Origin of the sequence: uncultured Shewanella sp., from assembly GCF_947495455.1 — a bacterium.
Classification (GTDB): domain Bacteria; phylum Pseudomonadota; class Gammaproteobacteria; order Enterobacterales; family Shewanellaceae; genus Shewanella.
Genome location: NZ_CANLZC010000002.1, coordinates 116,061 through 135,663 on the forward strand (window position 1 = coordinate 116,061; position 19,603 = coordinate 135,663).

17 protein-coding genes are annotated in these 19,603 nt (G+C 35.2%); 5 read left to right on the plus strand and 12 right to left on the minus strand.

Annotated features, from left to right (window positions below):
* Window positions 1-2 precede the first annotated feature (2 nt).
* The 11 genes from tssK to Q0791_RS01530 are packed head-to-tail and all read right to left on the minus strand — an operon-like array spanning window position 3 to window position 12,501.
* A complete protein-coding gene (gene tssK / locus Q0791_RS01480) occupies window positions 3-1,331 on the minus strand; it encodes a type VI secretion system baseplate subunit TssK (protein WP_299002080.1) in 1,329 nt (442 codons plus the stop codon).
* Entirely contained in the window at window positions 1,332-1,805 is a 474-nt protein-coding gene (gene tssJ, locus Q0791_RS01485; protein WP_299002082.1) for a type VI secretion system lipoprotein TssJ, read from the minus strand. It abuts the gene before it with no gap.
* Between the two features lie 6 nt (window positions 1,806-1,811).
* Complete coding sequence (locus tag Q0791_RS01490; RefSeq protein ID WP_299002084.1) at window positions 1,812-2,852, minus strand: FHA domain-containing protein; 1,041 nt, start codon at window positions 2,850-2,852, stop codon at window positions 1,812-1,814.
* A 25-nt stretch (window positions 2,853-2,877) separates the two neighbouring features.
* On the minus strand, window positions 2,878-5,466 hold the full coding sequence (gene tssH, locus Q0791_RS01495; protein WP_299002085.1) for a type VI secretion system ATPase TssH: 2,589 nt from the start codon (window positions 5,464-5,466) through the stop codon (window positions 2,878-2,880).
* A 4-nt stretch (window positions 5,467-5,470) separates the two neighbouring features.
* Window positions 5,471-6,376, minus strand: a complete 906-nt coding sequence (locus Q0791_RS01500; RefSeq protein WP_299002086.1) for a type VI secretion system baseplate subunit TssG — start codon at window positions 6,374-6,376, stop codon at window positions 5,471-5,473.
* Window positions 6,370-8,157: a type VI secretion system baseplate subunit TssF gene (gene tssF / locus Q0791_RS01505; RefSeq protein ID WP_299002087.1), complete on the minus strand. Its 1,788-nt coding sequence runs from the start codon at window positions 8,155-8,157 to the stop codon at window positions 6,370-6,372. Before tssF ends, Q0791_RS01500 begins: the two co-directional genes overlap by 7 nt.
* Window positions 8,150-8,569, minus strand: coding sequence for a hypothetical protein (locus Q0791_RS01510; RefSeq protein WP_299002088.1), 420 nt, complete (start codon window positions 8,567-8,569; stop codon window positions 8,150-8,152). Before Q0791_RS01510 ends, tssF begins: the two co-directional genes overlap by 8 nt.
* The gene (locus tag Q0791_RS01515) at window positions 8,569-9,885 is read right to left on the minus strand and encodes a type VI secretion system contractile sheath large subunit (protein ID WP_299002090.1); all 1,317 of its coding nucleotides are present in this window, start codon (window positions 9,883-9,885) and stop codon (window positions 8,569-8,571) included. The genes Q0791_RS01510 and Q0791_RS01515 overlap by 1 nt, the downstream gene beginning before the upstream one ends.
* A gap of 45 nt (window positions 9,886-9,930) precedes the next feature.
* Window positions 9,931-11,382, minus strand: coding sequence for a type VI secretion system contractile sheath large subunit (tssC, locus tag Q0791_RS01520; protein ID WP_299002091.1), 1,452 nt, complete (start codon window positions 11,380-11,382; stop codon window positions 9,931-9,933).
* Window positions 11,379-11,888 (minus strand): type VI secretion system contractile sheath small subunit, encoded by a 510-nt coding sequence (tssB, locus tag Q0791_RS01525; protein ID WP_299002093.1) that lies wholly within the window; start codon window positions 11,886-11,888, stop codon window positions 11,379-11,381. Before tssB ends, tssC begins: the two co-directional genes overlap by 4 nt.
* A gap of 52 nt (window positions 11,889-11,940) precedes the next feature.
* Window positions 11,941-12,501 carry a type VI secretion system tube protein Hcp gene (locus Q0791_RS01530; RefSeq protein ID WP_299002095.1) on the minus strand — a complete coding sequence of 187 codons (561 nt, stop codon included), beginning with the start codon at window positions 12,499-12,501 and terminating at the stop codon, window positions 11,941-11,943.
* A gap of 448 nt (window positions 12,502-12,949) precedes the next feature.
* Between Q0791_RS01530 and Q0791_RS01535 the strand changes: the two genes are divergently transcribed.
* The 3 genes from Q0791_RS01535 to Q0791_RS01545 all read left to right on the plus strand — a co-directional run bounded on the left by Q0791_RS01535 (window position 12,950) and on the right by Q0791_RS01545 (window position 16,827).
* Complete coding sequence (locus Q0791_RS01535; protein ID WP_299002096.1) at window positions 12,950-14,134, plus strand: type VI secretion system ImpA family N-terminal domain-containing protein; 1,185 nt, start codon at window positions 12,950-12,952, stop codon at window positions 14,132-14,134.
* 611 nt (window positions 14,135-14,745) lie between these two features.
* Window positions 14,746-15,987, plus strand: a complete 1,242-nt coding sequence (locus Q0791_RS01540; protein ID WP_299002098.1) for an SGNH/GDSL hydrolase family protein — start codon at window positions 14,746-14,748, stop codon at window positions 15,985-15,987.
* A gap of 159 nt (window positions 15,988-16,146) precedes the next feature.
* Window positions 16,147-16,827, plus strand: a complete 681-nt coding sequence (locus Q0791_RS01545; RefSeq protein WP_299002100.1) for an SIMPL domain-containing protein — start codon at window positions 16,147-16,149, stop codon at window positions 16,825-16,827.
* A gap of 201 nt (window positions 16,828-17,028) precedes the next feature.
* Here Q0791_RS01545 and Q0791_RS01550 read toward each other — a convergent pair whose 3' ends face one another.
* On the minus strand, window positions 17,029-17,241 hold the full coding sequence (locus Q0791_RS01550; RefSeq protein WP_299002102.1) for a hypothetical protein: 213 nt from the start codon (window positions 17,239-17,241) through the stop codon (window positions 17,029-17,031).
* On the opposite strand from Q0791_RS01550, the gene Q0791_RS01555 reads away from it, so the two are divergent.
* Together Q0791_RS01555 and Q0791_RS01560 are read left to right on the plus strand one after the other, a co-directional pair.
* A complete protein-coding gene (locus Q0791_RS01555; RefSeq protein ID WP_299002103.1) occupies window positions 17,213-18,550 on the plus strand; it encodes a Na+/H+ antiporter NhaC family protein in 1,338 nt (445 codons plus the stop codon). The genes Q0791_RS01550 and Q0791_RS01555 overlap by 29 nt on opposite strands.
* Window positions 18,551-18,640: 90 nt before the next feature.
* Window positions 18,641-19,339, plus strand: coding sequence for a hypothetical protein (locus Q0791_RS01560; protein WP_299002105.1), 699 nt, complete (start codon window positions 18,641-18,643; stop codon window positions 19,337-19,339).
* Window positions 19,340-19,603 lie beyond the last annotated feature (264 nt).

Sequence of the window (19,603 nt, forward strand, 5' to 3'; positions counted from 1 at the left end):
CCCTAACGTATAAATATCATCTCGATCTCAAAATCAGTTATTTTTTCATTTAAATGTAATGCAATAGGCTCATCTTTTCTTACAATTTCTTGCCAATAAGGAGAGTCTGTATCCAATTCAAAATAAGCTTTATTTGCTCTTGGCTTTAACTCATTCGGTGCAAAAGGCAGTACAGTTAGAGGAATACCAGACATAGAATTTCTCACAAGCTCCGCGATACGACTATTTCCTCCCAATTTAGAAGACACGATAAACTGCTTACTTGTCTCAACCATTCCCAAAGAACAACTAACGGCCAATAAAATTCGACTTGAATTATATAACACAGCATCCATGACTTTAATTCGTAATAGTCTTCTTTTATCAAATAACGTTTTATCCCAATTTAAAATGGTGACACTACTTTCTCTTCCCTGTCTGAGTAATATTTTCAGCTCACCAAATAACCGACTAAATATAGGGAACATATCATGACAATCAAAATTTTTAAAATCACTGATAAAAGTTGACTTCAATGCTGCAAACTCACCAAGCATTGTACAAAGATAATAGTATAACGCTTGTGGAGAAGCTTTGTTTTCACTCAACCAAACAGAAACTGGTGGTGTCCATCTTGCGATGGTTTGCAACATAATATAATCAGAAGCGACAATTTGATCCGCTTTAATACTATTATCAACCGATAATTTTTGAGATAAATTTTGACCATGGCTAATAAGATCGGCATGTATTTCTTTTAATGACGTTAAAACATAATCTGATACACCTATTCTTAGACAAGGAGGAATATAAGTTTGATCTAAAATGACTCCACCATCTATTTTCTTTTCTTTAATCTTAGCAATTTCAATAAGTGTATAATCTTCAACATCTTCTCCTTCCATTTTTAACCCTATATTAAGAAAAGATAATTCAACTTCTTCTGCTTCAGTGCCTTGACGACTAGAATCAAAAATAGACTGCATGATTGCACGATGGCGAATACCTGAGTTTTCTTCAAATGTCACCTCCTGTATACCCTGCCTGTAAATAGGTAATGCTAAGTAGATCAATTTTCCCATAGCATCGTCAGGAATATCGATAACCATCTCATACTGGGTATGAAACGGGCTTCCATCAGGAAAAATACCAGATGAAGACTTCACTCCAAACTTTCCAAGTTTAAGTAAATCAACGTCAATATCAATATCAAACAGGCCAAAATTACTACCATGATTAAAATGATGATAATTCTTAATATAGGATTCTAAATATCGCTCCTGCTGTTGAAAATGCTGGGGGCTTATAAACATACCTTCAGACCAAACGACCTTTTTAACATTCTTATTCATTTAATCGCCTTCCCTATCTAAAGTCATACTCATGCTATTAACATTGAGAGTGATATTATTCTCTTCAAAAGGTACTATTGAAACAATACCTTTAGGTATCGAATTATTAAAATCAGCGTATTCGATAAGCACCCCTAAATAGAGAGTTTTATCATTTAACACAAGGTTATACTTAATCATTTCTCCAGGGATCAAACTGGGTAATGTTTTTTGGGTTAACATTGAATTACCTAAAGCAGACTTATCACTGGTCAATAAAGACATAAAGCTGGCTGAATTAAACTCGGTATTACTACTTAACTCATATAATCTCACCACAACTGGAGAGGCCTCTCCTAGAAAATTAGGATTAATCTTTGAAGCAGGTTTAATGGTTAAATGTAACTCAGTGGGATCTTCCCCACCCAAACCAATTAAGCTACATCCCGCGACAGTAATAATAATAGCTAAGTAAAATATTTTACGTAATACCATACACCCTCACTGATCACAAAAGTAAGCCCAAAACTTTCGTTGAAACTCATTTGAATTCATCATTCTAAAAAAGTGAGCACGATATAACCCCCATAAGTCTTTTTCCTTCAATTTACGCCAGCCAATGTGGCAATCATTAAACATTGCCTCTAAATATTCAGGCGAAAGCTCGTCTAGAAAGCGCTGCATAGCCCCTTCAATTTTAGCTTTCATCACTTCTATATCTGCTATCTCCATAACAGAACTATGACTACGACACTCTGTCTGAAGAACTTGATGCATAGGCATCAAAGTCCCCCTCCCATTAACAACCTCAGGCCTCTCTACAGGAAAAGTTTGAGGTGAATATACAGGTTCAATTCTATTACTAAGACTCTGCACAGTTTGCAATGGTGCCTCTTCAATTAACCCCGTAAATGGATCGAGTTCTTTTGTATCAACTGCAACAAATGCAGACTGAGTCATACACTTTTTTTCACTCTCTTTATTGTTGTAAGCAACTTCATGAATGTGATGAGGATCTTGACGCATTTGTGCGTATTGGCCAACCGTATTCAATGGATTATCTTTATTCAAATTTGATTCATCAAAACTCTCAAAAGGATCATCATATACATCTAGCCCTAAAGCATTGTTCGAAGGAAAAGGGTCTATATGTTTAATGTCCATATTCATATTTGAATTTTCCGTAGCAGCATCTTGTGAAAAAGAAATATTCTTTTTTGAAGAAAAACAAGAAATAAGTAACCTGTATCCTGCAATATCCAGTGTATCACCATCATTCAATAGTAACTCATTATAATATCCGAGTTTTTTTTCTGATCCATTGATATAAATACCCGATTGACTCATATCCTTAATAAAATATTTGTCTCTTTCTTTTTTAATAACAGCATGCATTGGTATTACTTTAAAAGAACTATCGGGTAATACAATAGTATTATTAGGATCACTTCCAATACTTCCACCTTCTTCTGGAAGTGTAAAATTTAATCGAGTCAGTGTTTCTCCTTTAGGAGAGAAAATAACATGTAGCGAAAGCACCATATGCATCCCTTCATTTATTGATATGTTAATGAAGTGAGATAGTTAAAACTTCATTATAGTCAATTTTTACCACTTTAAATTTTTTCCCTTCGACTAATTTTTCAATGCATGCAGTCGATAATTTAGGGAGTATTTTCATTTGCACAATTTGTTCAATTGCCCTTGCCCCTGTTTCGGGGGATTGGTTTAATCCAATGAGATAATCATAAGCCTGCTCTGTAACATCAAGCTCTGCTCCATATTGACTATGAATACGTTCAGCAATACGAGCAATAACAAGCTTCGCTATTTGAGTGAGCTCTATGGCTGTTAAAGGATAATAAGGCACTAAAGTACAACGCCCAAGAAAAGCTGGCTTAAAGAAATGCTGTATTTCATCATTTATCTTCAATAATATCTCTTCCATTGTCGGCGTATTCTCTTCAAATAATTCACTAATTAATTTATCCGCAGCATTGGATGTCATAATAATTAATGTATTTTTAAAACTAATATTGCGTCCTTCACTGTCATTAATACAGCCTTTATCGAAAATTTGATAGAAAATATCATGCACACCTGGATGCGCCTTTTCCATTTCATCGAGCAATAACACACCATAAGGTTTTTTACGAACAGCCTCAGTTAATACGCCACCTTGTCCATAACCCACATAACCAGCAGGAGCCCCCAATAACATGGAAACCTTGTGTTCTTCTTTAAATTCAGTCATGTTTAAAATCGTTAAATATTGCTCTCCACCAAATAACTGCTCAGATAATGCCAACGCAGTTTCTGTTTTCCCAACACCACTAGGCCCACACATTAAAAAAACGCCCATAGGTTTACGCACATCACTAAGACCTGTTCGCGAAATACGAATTGAATCAGCAATCGCTTTAATCGGATCAAATTGACCCACCACTCTTTTCGCAATATTCTTTTCTAAATTAATTAATCGCTCAACTTCATCCTCCAGCATATTTCCCACAGGTATACCTGTCCATAAAGCAATCACTGTTGCAATCGCTATATCATCAACAATACTATGTACTAAAGGATGATCGCCTTGAAGTGAGGACAATGACTGCCTTAATGTATTTAGCTCATTAATAAATTGAGTTTCTTTCTCTCCATTTAATACTTTCAACTCCAAAGCTAATATTTCATCCGTTAATTTTTTTTCTTTTTTCCAGCGAGCATTTAATAAATTTAATTTATTTTTAGTTTCTTTAATTTCACCTTCTAGCTCCACTATACGCGCTTTATGATCATTACCTAATGCCACTTCAGCCTCTAAAGATACGAGCTCAGTTTGTAACTGAGATAAATGCACCTTTTCTGATTCCACTTGATGTGGCTCTGCCACTTGGCTTAACGCAATACGAGCACAGGCGGTATCAAGTAAAGAAATGGCTTTATCTGGTAATTGTCGATCGGGTAAATATCTCACAGATAGCCCTACAGCCGCTTCTAGAGCTTTATCGGAAATTCTCACTTTATGGTGTTCAGAAAGCGATACGGATGTCCCCCTTAATATTTGAATGCTCGTTTCTTCTGAAGGCTCATTTACAGCAATTAATTGAAAACGCCGAGTCAACGCAGCATCTTTTTCAAAATATTTTTTATATTCTACCCACGTAGTCGCTGCAAGGGTTTTAAAATCACCTCTTGATAATGCAGGCTTTAAGATATTAGCGGCATCGTTTTGCCCTTCTTTCCCTCCAGCTCCAATAAGAGAATGTGCTTCATCAATAAATATAATCATTTTCTCAGTCGAAGCTTTTACTTCATTGAGTATATCTTTCAACCTATTTTCAAATTCACCTTTTATACTCGCCCCTGCCTGCAATAAAGCCAAATCAAGCGAATAAATCACTGTACCAATTAAAACCGATGGCACCATTTTTTCTGCAATACGACAAGCTAACCCCTCGACTATAGCCGTTTTCCCTACACCAGGTTCTCCCACCAATATAGGATTATTCTGCTTTCTTCGACATAATATATCAATGGCCTTTCTTATTTCATCATGTCGGCCTATCACTGCATCTAATTCACCATTTTTAGCTTCTCGAGTAATATTTTTACAATATTTTTCCAAAGCAGTATGTTGCTCCATCGACTCATTTCTATCAGTTTTTACACTTGAAATTGATTGATTAAGTGGTTCAGCCTTAGATTGAATCCAACTTAAAGAGATTTTTTTCATCAAGTCTTCAATGGACTGACAACCATAACAAAAAATACTTCCCGTTGATAACCGGTTAATTCCAACCATAATAAGATGATAGGTCGTAATTTTCGATGAAGTTTGGTTGATGGATGCAATTAACCACGCGTCTTTAATGAGTTCGACTAATTCAGAAGAAATGCTAGGCGGACTATCATTTCCTTTAGGCATAGCCGATAAGGCCGCTTCCAGTTCATTGAGGAGAGGAAAGGGTTCCATGCTAACGGACTCCAAAACCTCAATCCATATAGAACAGCCTCTTTTTAACTGCTGAAACAACCAATGTTCGACAGTCACCGTAAAGTGTTGCCTAGAAAGGCAGTCACCCGCAGCAGATTCTAAATCTTGCTTTAACTCTGGAGTAAGCTTTGAGATAAGCTCTGAAAGTTCTAATTTAACCATAAGGTTACTTCACTTTATAGAAAATGGTTGATTCCGTCTCAATAGGGATAAAGCAAGAAATCCCCAATTGACTTTCCTTTCCTAACTTCATTTTAGGCATATAAGAGGAAGCCGTTTTTATGATAATTTTAACATTAGGAGGATATGCCATATATTCTTCAATGAGCATATTAATTTCACCTTTTAAGTCAGCATCATCTTTTAATTGATAGAAATCCATTTCACTTTTGGCTTTAACTTCAACAATAATATTATTACCAAACACAATACACCTCTTTCCTAGTAAAAAATTATCCCCTAACTTTGAGTTGTTAACGCCTAATTTAGAACAGCTATTAACGACAAGGGGTATATAATCTGGCTCTTCAGGGTACAGGTTAAAAGTTCGTCCAAAGTAATCTTCTAATATCCTCTTTAATATACCAACATGGCTTGTTTTCAAAGAAAACAAGCCTCCATACTGAGCAAGCCGCCCACCAATAGACTCAAATAAATCAGATAAATATTTTTTTTCCTTACCTTTATTTCTCACATTATCTTCATAGTTCAAAGCAAGATCATGTTTAACAAACGAATAAAAATAACTATCGAAATATCTATTTTCAAATAAACTAAAAAAATCTATCATGGAATCATCATCATCAAAATACAAACGTAATATTTTATGATAAAAATTCTCTGGCAAAGTAAAATAGTAACCTAATAAACTGGGTATATTAGCTTTTATAACCCACTTATCCTCCCTTTTAAATAAGGTTTTTACCTGACCATAATGATAATCACAAAACTGGCCAGAATAAGATAATATTTTCCTATTAGAGTAATCTAGAGGCTCGATATTTTCTAAAAAACGCCTTAATTGAACATATTCATACTCCTCATATTTTTTTTGATTATTAAGCATCAGCATCCAGCCCTCCACCCCATTCTTCTTGGGCAAGAATAATATATTCCACTCACCCCATCTAACCGAATGTCTAATTGAGTAAAACTATTAAATCCACAAAACCACGAGAAGAAATAATCTAATGTATGAATAAAAATAAATAACCCACCAGTATTCAACTCTGATTTATTTAACTCCATTTCTATACGACTTCCTTGAACATAACAGCTTTTGTTACTGATCCTTGCAGGAGACACAACACGTTCCATTTTTAAACTAACAATAGAGTTAATCCAACTTTCATTTTTCGCCTTATCATTTCTATTGTAAATTGAAAGTATATTTTTTAATTCAATCACAGGTGAACAACTACTAAATATAACTGATAGATTAAGATTTAAATGCTGAATAAGATCCCAAGATACATTATCATTCAATACATTCATTAAACTTGATGATGGTTTTTTCAACATACGTGGCTGATAATTTAACGTTAGAGCACTTAAGCAATTAACATCAGATTGAGACGAAAGCAATGACACTTTATCTGTCATCATGGCTTTTACTTTCACGGAAAAAACCCTTTCTTTATCTAAAATATTCTTTTTTGAGCTTCCAACTAACGTCACATGAGTTTTAAATTCACCACTAACACTAATATTTTGTTCAAACAAATAATGTAAATCACTCTCTACATCATAATACTTATCTTCATATAAAGCGGTAACTTTATTTCCTTTCCCTGTAGAAATATCTTTTATTTCATCAATACTAAAAGTATGCACATAACTATTTGTCACATCGGTGATAACTGTGTTCTTCATCTTATTCCCTGATACTCTTAAAGGCTCAGCTTCTAATGGGTATAAATTCACTACAGGAACACAGTTTAACTTAAAGCTATCCTTTGTTATCGTTCTAGAAAGCGCCAAAGGAATATTTTTGAAATACATGTATAAAGACATTTCATTGGCATTGCCTAACTTATGTTTAAAGCTACTAATATCAATACTAATAAATCTAAGTTTATCAGTATAATTAAAAAACTCATTAATTGCACTTAGTGCACCAAAACCTTGAACAGGATATGGCAAAATATTAATTTCTTTTTCTATTGAATAAGGTTGTACGCATTCACAACCTAATTCAATGCCATCTTCTAACTTTCCAACAGACAACACCATACAATCCAATTCACTGAAAATGATATCATATAATCGATAGGAATCCTGCAACTCACCATCCAAATAAAAAACTAATTCGTCACCTATTATATTTGAAATCAGAGTTTCTCCGTCTTGACTTCTAAAAGAAACCTTTAATAATGACTGAGAAAAAACAGCTTTATCTGGCTTATACAAATTAAATGGTGCTTCAAATATCTCTACTTTATATAAATCAATTGGAAATAAATCAAGATCAGCACAAGTGCTAAAATGAGTTTCAACACCATCATCTTTTACCGTAAATAAGCTTCCCTCAGGAACACGCTCCACTGCACTTGATTTTTCACTTACTTTAAATTCCATAATACTATAGGATGGTAATGGGCAAACGACTTGAGGAAACAACATTCTAATTAACTGCCTAACAAGATTTGGATAATCATCCTCCATTTTCTGATGCACGCGCGCATTAAGTAAAGCAACACTCTCTATCAACCTTGATATATCTGGATCTTCAATACTGCTTCCATGCACATTTAACTTCTTTGCTAACTCAGGATATTTTCTTGAAAACTGCGCCACATCCTTTTTTAAAAAAGATATCTCTTTTTCAAAAAAAGAAAGAAAGTTATTATGCAAAATAGCTCTCCTTAATATAGAAACTGTCATTTGCAATATTAATCATTGAGTTTAATGCTATATCAAACAACTCTCTTTCGTAAATATAATAACCTTCAAGCATAAACTCTAAACGATTGCTTTCTTTTTTATTAAAATAAAAATCAATTTTAATATTCTTTAATCTTGGTTCAAATATATTAATCAATTTTGTTAACGATATTGATAACTCACTAATTTTCTGTTTAGATGATACTCGATGAGGATTGACAAAGCCTAAATTAGCAATAGACTGAATTAATAAAGGGGAAATTAATTCCTCATTCCAACTTGGAGGTTGAGAAGATAAGATTGCTGTTATATTTTCTATAATCGATAGTCTTAACTGTTCTTTTTTAGTCTCAAAACCAGAAGTAAAACGATGAAGCAACATCAAGCCACCTCGTTATTTAGTACTGTTGATATATGAATTTCACCTTTTAATTGAGTTGATTGTAGTTGAGGTATGAGTGTCATATTACAAATATAACTTGTCTCTTCCTTATTCTTTTTTATTGAAATATCTGCGGAATATAAAGGGTATTTTGCCATTGTTTTATCATCACCATAGTCTATTTCACTCACATATTTCTCAATCCATATTTTCAGTTTCTTTTCTACCTGCTCAGGCAATTCATGTCCACCAATATAATAACGAGATAGTAACTTTATATAATGTGAAAACCGACAACCTATTAATGTGGTTTGTAACATATTTTTCAACTTCATAGAATCAGAAGAATGTGTTGTCAAATGCACCGATTGATTGCTAGATATAACACCCTGCCCACTCAAAAAGCATGATAGCAAAGGTATAATACCCAAGTCAGCCCAAAACCTATCATGGGAAGTTAATATATTATATTGGGGCTTAACAGGATCACTTTTATCTCCAATTTTTACAGTTGTTGTCTCTTTTTTATTTCCACCACGTAAAAAACCAAACCAAGAAGAACGTTCAAACTCTCTAATAATATTTGCAACTAATGCAAAAGAACCCTTGGACCATAAAATGGAGTCATCTAAATTTCTTTGAGAAAAGACAAAACCACAAGAATAATCAGTATATGGATCCCGTATTTTGAACTGATTCATGGTTAACCCTAAAAACTGAGAAGAGCGCACTTTCCTAAGCAGTCGCCATGAATGAAGCTCAGTACTATCAGCAATCCTTAAAAGCCTATCATGATCAAATAATAATCTCTCAGGTGACGCTCCCCAAAATGAAGGACTCAAATCCACTAAAACAGGACAAAGAGCAACTTCACCTAAGTCACCCAATAATTGTAAAGTAAATAAGTCATCATAATCACTTAATGAAAAATCCTGTTCAGTAATAGCGTAATCAATTAATAATATACCAAAAGGGCTTCCTCCCAGAGTATTTAGTTCATTATTAACGATCAACCGATAAAGTAATGTTCTTTTTATCTCAGGAGCTAAATTAATATCTTTACTTAATTCATTCCAGTTTAAAGGTATCACCTTAATTAAAACATTATTAGAATACGTTTTCGTTCTCACAAGATTTTTCAATGAACGCCAAGCTGTTTCTAATTCTATAAAGTCCTTATGCTGTAAAATTAATGATAATTGATCAGAACAAAGGCGATCTATTTTAGCAATAATATTATTGGTCTTTACCTTTAAAGAAGTTAAAATATTACCTTCTAATTCACCATCATTAGGTTCAACCACACTCTCTTCCATAAAATCGCCCTTCTCCCATAATAACTCACCTATACCATCTCACAATTATTCAGGGATCTTAGCCACCATCCTCAACGAAGTCGTTAATTCTTCCATTTGTAACCAAGGGCAAAGATAAGCAACAGCAGAATAACAACCAGGGCGACCCACTTGCTCCACAACCGTCACTTTTGCTTCTTTTAATGGTGTTTTCGCCTTAGAGTCATTACCAATGGCATTTGGATTGACATACTGACCAATCCATAAAGATAATTCTTTTTCGACATCAATAGGATCTAACGCAGAGCCAATTCTGTTTCTGCCCATCACTTTCAAATAATGGGCAATACGAGAACTTGCCATAATATAAGGTAATCGAGCCGAAATAGCCGCATTCGCGGTGGCATCAGGATCAATATAAGTATTGGGTTTTTGTGTGGTTTGTGCGCCTAAAAAGACACCATAATTACTGCCTTTAAAATGTACTAGGGGCAAGAAGCCTAAATCACTGAGTTCTTTCTCTCTTTCATCGGTAATGGTTATTTGTGTAGGACATTGTTGTATTGTATCACCAGAGACAGATAAATAAGTATAGTTAGGTAAGTTCTCTACCTTGCCCCCATTATCCACTCCACGAATAGCGGTACACCAACCAGATTTTCTAAATGCTGTTGTCATGAGTAACCCCATCTCGTAACAGGCATTAGTCCAAGTGAAATCTTGTAGCCCTGAAGGTCTAGGCTCCCCTTTATCATCACGTTCAAACTCCTGATAATTAAAATCTTTAACTTTAGTTCCTCTATCACCATAAGGCATTCTTGCCATAGTTTGAGGCATAGTCAAAGTGACATAACGAGAATCTTCGCTTTCTCTAAACGCATTCCAACTTGCATAAGCTGGTGAGTCAAAACCTGCTGCAACAGGCTTACCTTCATAAAAAGTTTCAAAAGTTACAAAGTCAAACATGGCCGGATTTGTGGCGGCAATAAAAGGCGAATGAGAAGCTGCAGCAACTTCGCCAATATATCGTAATAATGCAACATCTTCATCGCTATAAGAAAAGAAATAATCGCCAAGTAGTAAACTAATAGGCTCACCACCTGCCGTACCATATTCTTCTTGATAAATCATATCAAAAAAACGACTTCTATCGATTGAAACCGCATCTTCAAATTGATCCAATAATTCATCTTGCTTATAATCAACTATCCGTATTTTTAAATCTGGCCCTAAATCAGATTCTTTAACCACTTTCTGTACACCATTCCAAGAGCCTTCTAAACGTTGAAATTCTTCATTATGCATCACTTCAGTTAATTGCTTAGAAATTAACTCATCTATGGCATTGATAGCATTATCGACAGTCACTGTAAGGTTTTTATCCCATGTAACCGTTCCTTTAAATGACTCTTCGGTTAAAGTCGCGAGTAATGCTTTGGTGTCATCCGCTGGTGTTTGACTAGTCATGGTCAAAGCTTGTTCTAAATAGCTTTGATCTTCACTTTTCTCTTCACTCATTCTGCTTCTTCCTTATTTACGCCTAGTTCAGATGCTAGTGATTCGATAGCATCATTACTTTGTAAAATTTCTTTCAGTAATTTTTCAAAGTCACGAGAGCGATCTGCTTTTGAAAGCAATACTTTTAATTGGTTACGAGTATCAACCAGCTTTTTTAAAGGTTCGACTTGTTCTACAATCCGTTCAGGCTGAAAATCTTTCATAGAACCAAACTTTAGATTAACTTCAAACTGGCTATCGTCATCGATCAATTTATTATCGACTTTAAAAGATAGTTGAGGGTCAAATTGCTTCATCACACTATCAAAGTTATCTTTATCTATTTGCGTAAATTCTCTGTCTTCAACAGGTACTTTTTCATCATCGGGCCTATGACCAGAATAGGGCCCAACCATACCGACAACAAAAGGTAATTCCTTAGTGACAATTGAACCATTGGTTTCAACATCATAAGTAATACTCACTCTGTTTTTACTGACCCGTTTATGCTGTGAATTTAATCCCATACAGCCTCCTCATTACTCGACTATTTAAGTAGTAACTACATGAAAAATATTTCTATGACAAACCATCACATATTGATGTGCATTTACCTTCTGGAAGTGTATATCCAACAAGCCCACCTTTAGAGAGTTTCCCTTCGGTTGTTTCATAGTAAAATTGAACATCGATAGCAGTGTAAGTAAGAGAATAATTTTCTCGCACTTGACCATCATGATCTGCATCATATGAGCTACTCGAGGGACGCACACCGAGTAATTTAATCGCAAACGCCACCTCCTGCCCATGACCCCCTCTAGAAGGTTTCGTTGAGACAATATGGACTTCTTGTCCACTTTCCCCTGGTGCATATAAATATGACATGAGTAATTCAGAACCCGAATCAAGCTTTTTTCTAATCGAAACCTCCCCAAAGCTCGTCAACCCTTTATCCATATTCGTTTGCGCACCAACAACCATATCAATCGATCTTGACACTCCAAATGAATATCCATCTAATGCAATCCATTTATTTCCATCTAACCCCGTTCCTTTCGCTGTTGCTGCAGGCGCTTTTAAATCAGGCCCTGAACTGATCTGTAAATAACACCCCATACCGATATCTCCATTAACATTCAATTAGAAACTTGAAAACGAGTTTAATGCTATGATAATAGCCTGTTTAGCATCATGAATAGATCATCATGCTTCAAAACTAAATAATAGATAAGCCCATCTCACTATCTCTTTCACCAAAGAGTTTTAAAATCCTGTATTAAAAAATTAACTTCTTTCAGCCTAAATCATAGATAAACATCATAATTTTATCATTGAATCAATTCTAATTAATCGAATTGATTCAATAAAATACTGATACTTTTAAAAAGTAGCAGCCAAGATTAAAAAGATCAAACATCCACATAAAAATAACTAATTGCCGTAAAATCAATCATAAATGTTTCGTTTTAAAAAATTTTTAACCGATATCTGACCCTTGCATTATAATAAAAATGACATGAATCACAGTTGTTCTGATTTTATTGGTTAGCAATAAATTTTATTCATCTAACAATAGGGATATAACTCAATGTTACTCAATGAGATATCTTTCGAAAAACTGATAGCCCCTATATCAGAACAAAAACCCTGTGGAGAATTTTTAAAACAAGACCGCACTAAATACAGGCCCTTGAGAAATTCATTTAATCAAGCAAAAACAAGCATAAAAATGGTCATTGACAATGATGGACTCGATGATACTACTCAGATGAATGAAAATATTATCAATCACTGGTCAGAATTATCAGAGCTTTGTATCAATACATTAAAAAATGACACCAAAGATATTGAAATATTGGGCTGGCTAATGACTTCGCAATTTATTCTCGATAAATCTTTACTCGGTTTCTCACTGAGCATAAAAACTCTCAATACGCTATTGAAAAATTACTGGGAAATAATCAACCCCATACCTTCAACTGAACCAGAAGAAAATCAACAAAATTTAGACTCCATTAGACTACGCTTTCTTTCTCAAATATTTGGAGAATCAAAAGATAGTGGATTACTCTTCATGCCAATGCGGCTAACACCTATCATTGGGCATTTCACATTAGCTGACTATCTCAAAGGTAAAGATAAAAATCAATTACTTAAAATAAAATCAAATTTATTAAAAAGCGTTTCTTTTGATTTGAAGGATATAAGAAACAAATTGGAAAATTTAAACTCTTCAGTAATTGAACTCGAAAAAATAAATGACTTAATTAATCAAAAAATCAATATAAATGCCTTAATTACTCCACCTGCAATTAAAAGTACAATTAATGAAATCAATGACATAAAATCAGCTATCATTTTTCTTTTTGATATAGATGAAGGAATAAAAGACACAAATCAGCTAAGTAATGAAACTTCCCCTGCCTCTGCTGTCGAAAATCCAAGTAAGAATATCGATTCATCACACATAAATACACTAAATCAATCATCCATTACCAGTCGAGAACAAGCTTTTCAACAACTGCACATTATCTCTAATTATTTTAAAATCAATGAACCTCATAACCCTGTTTCATTCTTACTGATAAAATGTATTCGCTGGGGACGATTACCTCTTCCTGAACTGTTAAAAGAATGGTTTAAAGACGGTCAAGCATCAATTGAGAATATTTTTAATTTAGCAGGGTTAAACGATATAGATAAAGAATCTTCTCCTTCTGAAAAAACAAGCCCTCCTAAAGAGAAAAAAAACAACTCAAGTATATTTGACTAGAGATCGTTAATAATGCTAACCCTATCATAGAAGCCACTAGTTATAGTGTTAAACAACTTCAATAAAAATATCTCAGTCATCTTTCGCAGTATAAGTGTTAATCGTTAAACCACCATGAGACTCTCCTACAGCACCAATATCCTGTTCATTTTGTTGGCACACTGTCTTTTTTCTTTAAATAGATTTGTCCAGATAGCTTTCTTACCCCAGAACATTGATCAGTCTCTCTTGATTAAAACTTCTGCTCTTTAAACAAGCAATTTATTCCCCACTATTGATATTTTCTTATTCTGAATTCAGGTTATTAATACACACTTCATATCAAAAATATCTATGGATGATAATCACTCTAAATAATGACAATATCAATCACAATCTTCTAAAATCACAATTAACCATTAAAATCAACACTTAACATAATAAAATGAAAAATTAACAAAAAAACAACTAAGTAAATAATAGTAAATGTTGTTATTGAGATATTGCTAATTAATGATTGATGATCAACAAATAGGGCGAACGTTCTAACAATAAGAGCGCATATAGCAACATCAAAATCGTTGCAAAAATAATAATAAAAATACTCTGAATAACAATAAATGGAATGGAAAATGAAAAAACTGTCTCTATTTGCAGCAATACTGTTGCCTGTCTGCGCTTCGGCTGATTTCACCGAATTATCAAGCAATAAAATAAAAAAATTACAAAATGATGAGACCTATACTTATGTAAGATGCTGGTATCGTCCCCATGACAATCACGATCAAGCTGCAACAGACTGGGAGTGGGCACTCAACGATGATGGAAGTTATTATAAATTAGATGGTTATTGGTATTCCAGCACCTCATGGAAGAATATGTTCTACACTGAAGTCTCTAATAACACCATCGAAGAGCGATGTGAAAAAACACTCGATACTGATTTTAAAGCCGCTGATATCACTTTCTTTGCCGCAGACACGCGTTTTTCCTACAACCATACAATTTGGAGCAATGATAAAAGCAACAATAATGACGACTTAAGCACCATTAATAAAATCGTCAGCTTTGGCGACAGTATTTCCGATACGGGCAATGTTTATAATGGTTCTCAATGGTTATTTCCTAATGATAACTCATGGTTTTTAGGGCATTTCTCCAATGGGTTTGTTTGGACAGAATACCTTGCGGAACATCAAGACATTCCAGTCTACACTTGGGCCATCGGAGGCGCAGAAGGTGAAGATAAATATGTCGTATTAACGGGCATAGGAGGTCAAATTGATTCTTATTTAGAATACATGCAATTATCTAAGCACTATGATCCAAAAGATACATTAGTCACTTTTGAGTTTGGTTTAAATGACTTTGTCAATGATGATCGCAGCGTTGATGAAGTCAGTGACGACTTCTCTGATGCACTCAAAAGACTCGCTGAAAATGGCATTGAAAACATGGTAGTACTCAACCTACCTGATGCAACCTCAGCTCCTCAATTCAAGTACAATACTGATGGGACAACAGAAGATATCCGTGAAAAAATCATTGCATTTAATGCATTTATAGAAACAGAAGTCGCACTCTATCAAGCACAAGGACTTAATTTCGTTCTCTATGATACAAGTGCATTATTTGACAATATTATTGAGTCACCTGAAAATTATGGGCTGCGTAATACCTCTGATTCATGCTTAGATATCAATAGAAGCTCATCGATAGATTACTTACAAACACATGCACTACGCAGCGACTGCGCAACTTATGGCTCAGACAGCTATCTTTTTTGGGGAGTCACACACCCAACGACAAAAACGCACAATATTATTGCCGATGAAATTATTGAAACGACATTTGATCAATTTAATTTCTTATAACATTCGATAAAAATAAGATAGGTGGTATTAACTCTAAATACCACCTAACCCATTCAAAGCTGATACACTGATAAAAAGCATTTTTTTCATCTGTATTATCGAACCGTCTATATGAAGAATAGTCTAATCGATAATACTCAATTAATCAGGTGATTAGCAATGAAACATTCTATACATTTATTATCATTTTTATTCATCATTCTCACGCCCAATTCGTTCGCAGAACCTTTAAATTATAATCTCTATCATATCTCGACAACCGCGACTGCAGAAGTTAATAACGATATCATGCAAGTGACTCTTCAGGCTTCCCATCAATCTCCACAAGCAGAGACAGCCAATATCAAAGTCAATGAACAAATGACATCGGCATTAAATATGCTTCAAAAAACCCAGAAAATAAAATATCAAACCACTCATTACCAAACACGCCCAATTTATAAAGATCAACAAATCATTGCATGGAAAACCTTTCAACAACTTAAATTGGAAAGCGCAGACTTCCCTCGGTTAACAAAAATAATAGGCAAACTACAGACAGAGCTCAATATTACAGCTATTGAATTTAAAGTCAGTCCATCCCTTATGCAAAGAACACAAAATCAGCTCTCTATCGATGCCCTTAATCAATTCAAGCAACAAGCCGAGCTCATTCAAGAAAATATGGGCGCCAGTAAATATCAAATAGTCACAGTCAACATTAATACGGGTAATCAATACTTAACTCATCCACGTCCAATGATGAAAGCCGAAATGGCCTCTTCAACACCGGCAATCAAAAGTGGCAGCAGTGCTATCAATGTCGAGGCGTCGGGACAAATTCAATTAATGTTTAATTAACCGACAAAGCCCCCCATCAAACATGCCTTTTAAATCTGCGAAGTCATTGAAAAGTGCTTAGGAACACTTTCAATGACTCACGCATTACAGCTTATAAAAAATCATCTAAATAATATTGTACTCAGTCAATCTTGATATAATGAGGTTGGAATACAGATACAACCAGTTTTAATTAAAAGATGAAATATCATGCAATTAAGCTCAATTTTCACAAAATAAATATTTAGCAGTAAAACCATCTAGACGTCTAAATTGACATAAGTCCCACAATTGAATATCCTGAGCAAAACAAGACAGCCATTTAGCATCATGAGTCTGCCAGAGGCGATGATCTTCATCCATCATTGCCCAGTCGTCACTACATAACACAAAAGAGTACTTACCATTGAGCACACCAGCACCGAGTCCTAACACAAAGCCAAATCCATCCTTTATTGCATTGCTGCCATTATTTTTATTTCTTGGCTTATTTATTGGTGCAGGTGTTTATTATCAAAGCCAAGGCGTGGATTTTGCGTTTTATCAATTGCCCAGCGTTGTCGCCATCTTACCTGCTATCATTTTCGCCATTATTATTTCAAAGCAACAGCTCAATCAAGCCATCAATACGTTTTTAGCAGGAATAGGGCATTCCAATATCATTGCTATGTGCATTATTTACTTGTTAGCGGGGGCATTTGCCGCTGTCGCTAAAGCAACAGGTGGTGTAGATGCTACTGTCGCCCTCGGCTTATCGCTGGTTCCTTCCAGTTTACTTTTACCAGGATTTTTTGTTATTGCAGCATTTATTGCGACAGCAATGGGAACTTCTATGGGTACCATTGCCGCTGTCGCACCTATTGCGCTAGGTGTGGCCACTGAAGCCCATATAGAATTACCTCTGATGGCAGGCGCTGTGATTTCAGGCGCACTCTTTGGGGATAATTTATCCATTATATCCGATACCACTATTGCAGCGACTCGCACTCAAGGCTGTGAAATGCGAGATAAATTTAGAGAAAACCTTATTTTTGCCATTCCTGCATCATTAATTACTCTGATACTTTTTATTATTGCAGGTCAAGGGCAAGCACAAGTTGCACCTCAACAAATTGATTTTATTAAGGTCATTCCCTATCTCACTATTCTTTTCCTCGCCATTATCGGATTAAATGTATTCTTAGTATTAACGGTTGGAATCATCCTTGCTGGCATTGCAGGACTCGTCACTATGGATTACTCCATCATCAAATTTGGCCAAGATATTTATACCGGCTTTGGCAATATGCAAGAAATCTTTATTTTATCTATGCTTGTAGGCGGGCTAGCAGCATTAATGCAACAACAAGGTGGACTGACCTTCATCAGTCTAAAAATTGAATCACTCATTGCACGCTTTTCAACATCAAAAGACGGTCAATCTCGCCGTGCATCTGAATTAGGTATTGCCAGCATAGTTACCGCGACAAATGTGTGTGTTGCCAACAATACAGTATCCATTGTGGTCACTGGCGATATAGCAAAAGACTTAGCAAACAAACATGGCGTTAATCCTAAACGTTCAGCTAGTATCTTAGATATATTTTCATGTATCGTACAAGGCTTAATACCTTATGGCGCTCAAGCCTTACTCGCCGCATCAATTTTTGCCTTATCGCCTCTCGAAGTTGTGACACACGCTTGGTATTGTATGGTCTTAGCCATCGTAGCCGTAATAATTGTTATTTTTCGTAAAAGAGTTTAGCCACTTTTAACGTTCCCACCCACAACTGAATTCATGCAGGGAGCACATTAAATGTGCTCCCTTTCTCGTTATTGTTGGAATATAACTCTAATGAAAAATACCGATCCCCTTCAGCCAGTCAACTATGATCTTCATCGTTTTTTTATGTTCATGATTAGCCTTGGCGCTATCTGTATCTTATTTGGAATAGGCGTCGCATTGTGGGCACAATACCAATCTGATGGTACATCAGTCTTCTTCTATCGCTCCGAATTATTAGGGAATTACTCCCACTCTCCTTATGCTTTTATTTATAATATTGCGCTCATGTTAGCGGGCTTTTTTATTCTCATTGCTATGGTAGCATTGTATAATATTGGACTGAGCCAAATCACTCTCTTAATGGCCTTAGCGGGTGCTTGGCTTGGCTTGTCACTCTTTTGTATGGGAATGTTTCCCGTTAACTACTTACGATTACATCATTTGGCCACATTCAGCTACTTATTCAGTACCTTAATGCTTTACTTTTTTACAATATTAGCTCGGCCTGCCCATCCTAATTTATGTACTTACCCAACGATTTTTTTCAGTACCTTAGGTTTTATTGTGGCATTAATTTTGTTGATGAAACTCAATTGGCAAGCACTAAGCTTTCCATCATGTAAACATTCCAATGAACAAGCATGTTGGCTCCTATTTATGGTATGGTTAAGACCTGTTATCTTACTCGCATGGTGCTTCTCCTTAGGCCTGAGCGTTAAGCACATCATTCAATCTAGCTCCCTAGTGACCCCTGTCCATGAACAATGAAATAAATAAAATCAGATTAGCTAAATACTTGGCCATGACAGGATTATGCTCAAGACGAGCAGCCACTCGGCTTATCCGTGAAAGACCTGTTATTTTACTCATATGGTGCTTTTCTTTAGGCCTGAGCGTTAAGCACATCATTCAATCTAGCTCCCTAATGGCATCTTTCCATGAACAATGAAATAAGTAAAATCAGATTAGCCAAATACTTGGCCATGACAGGATTATGCTCAAGACGAGCAGCCACTCGGCATATACATGAAA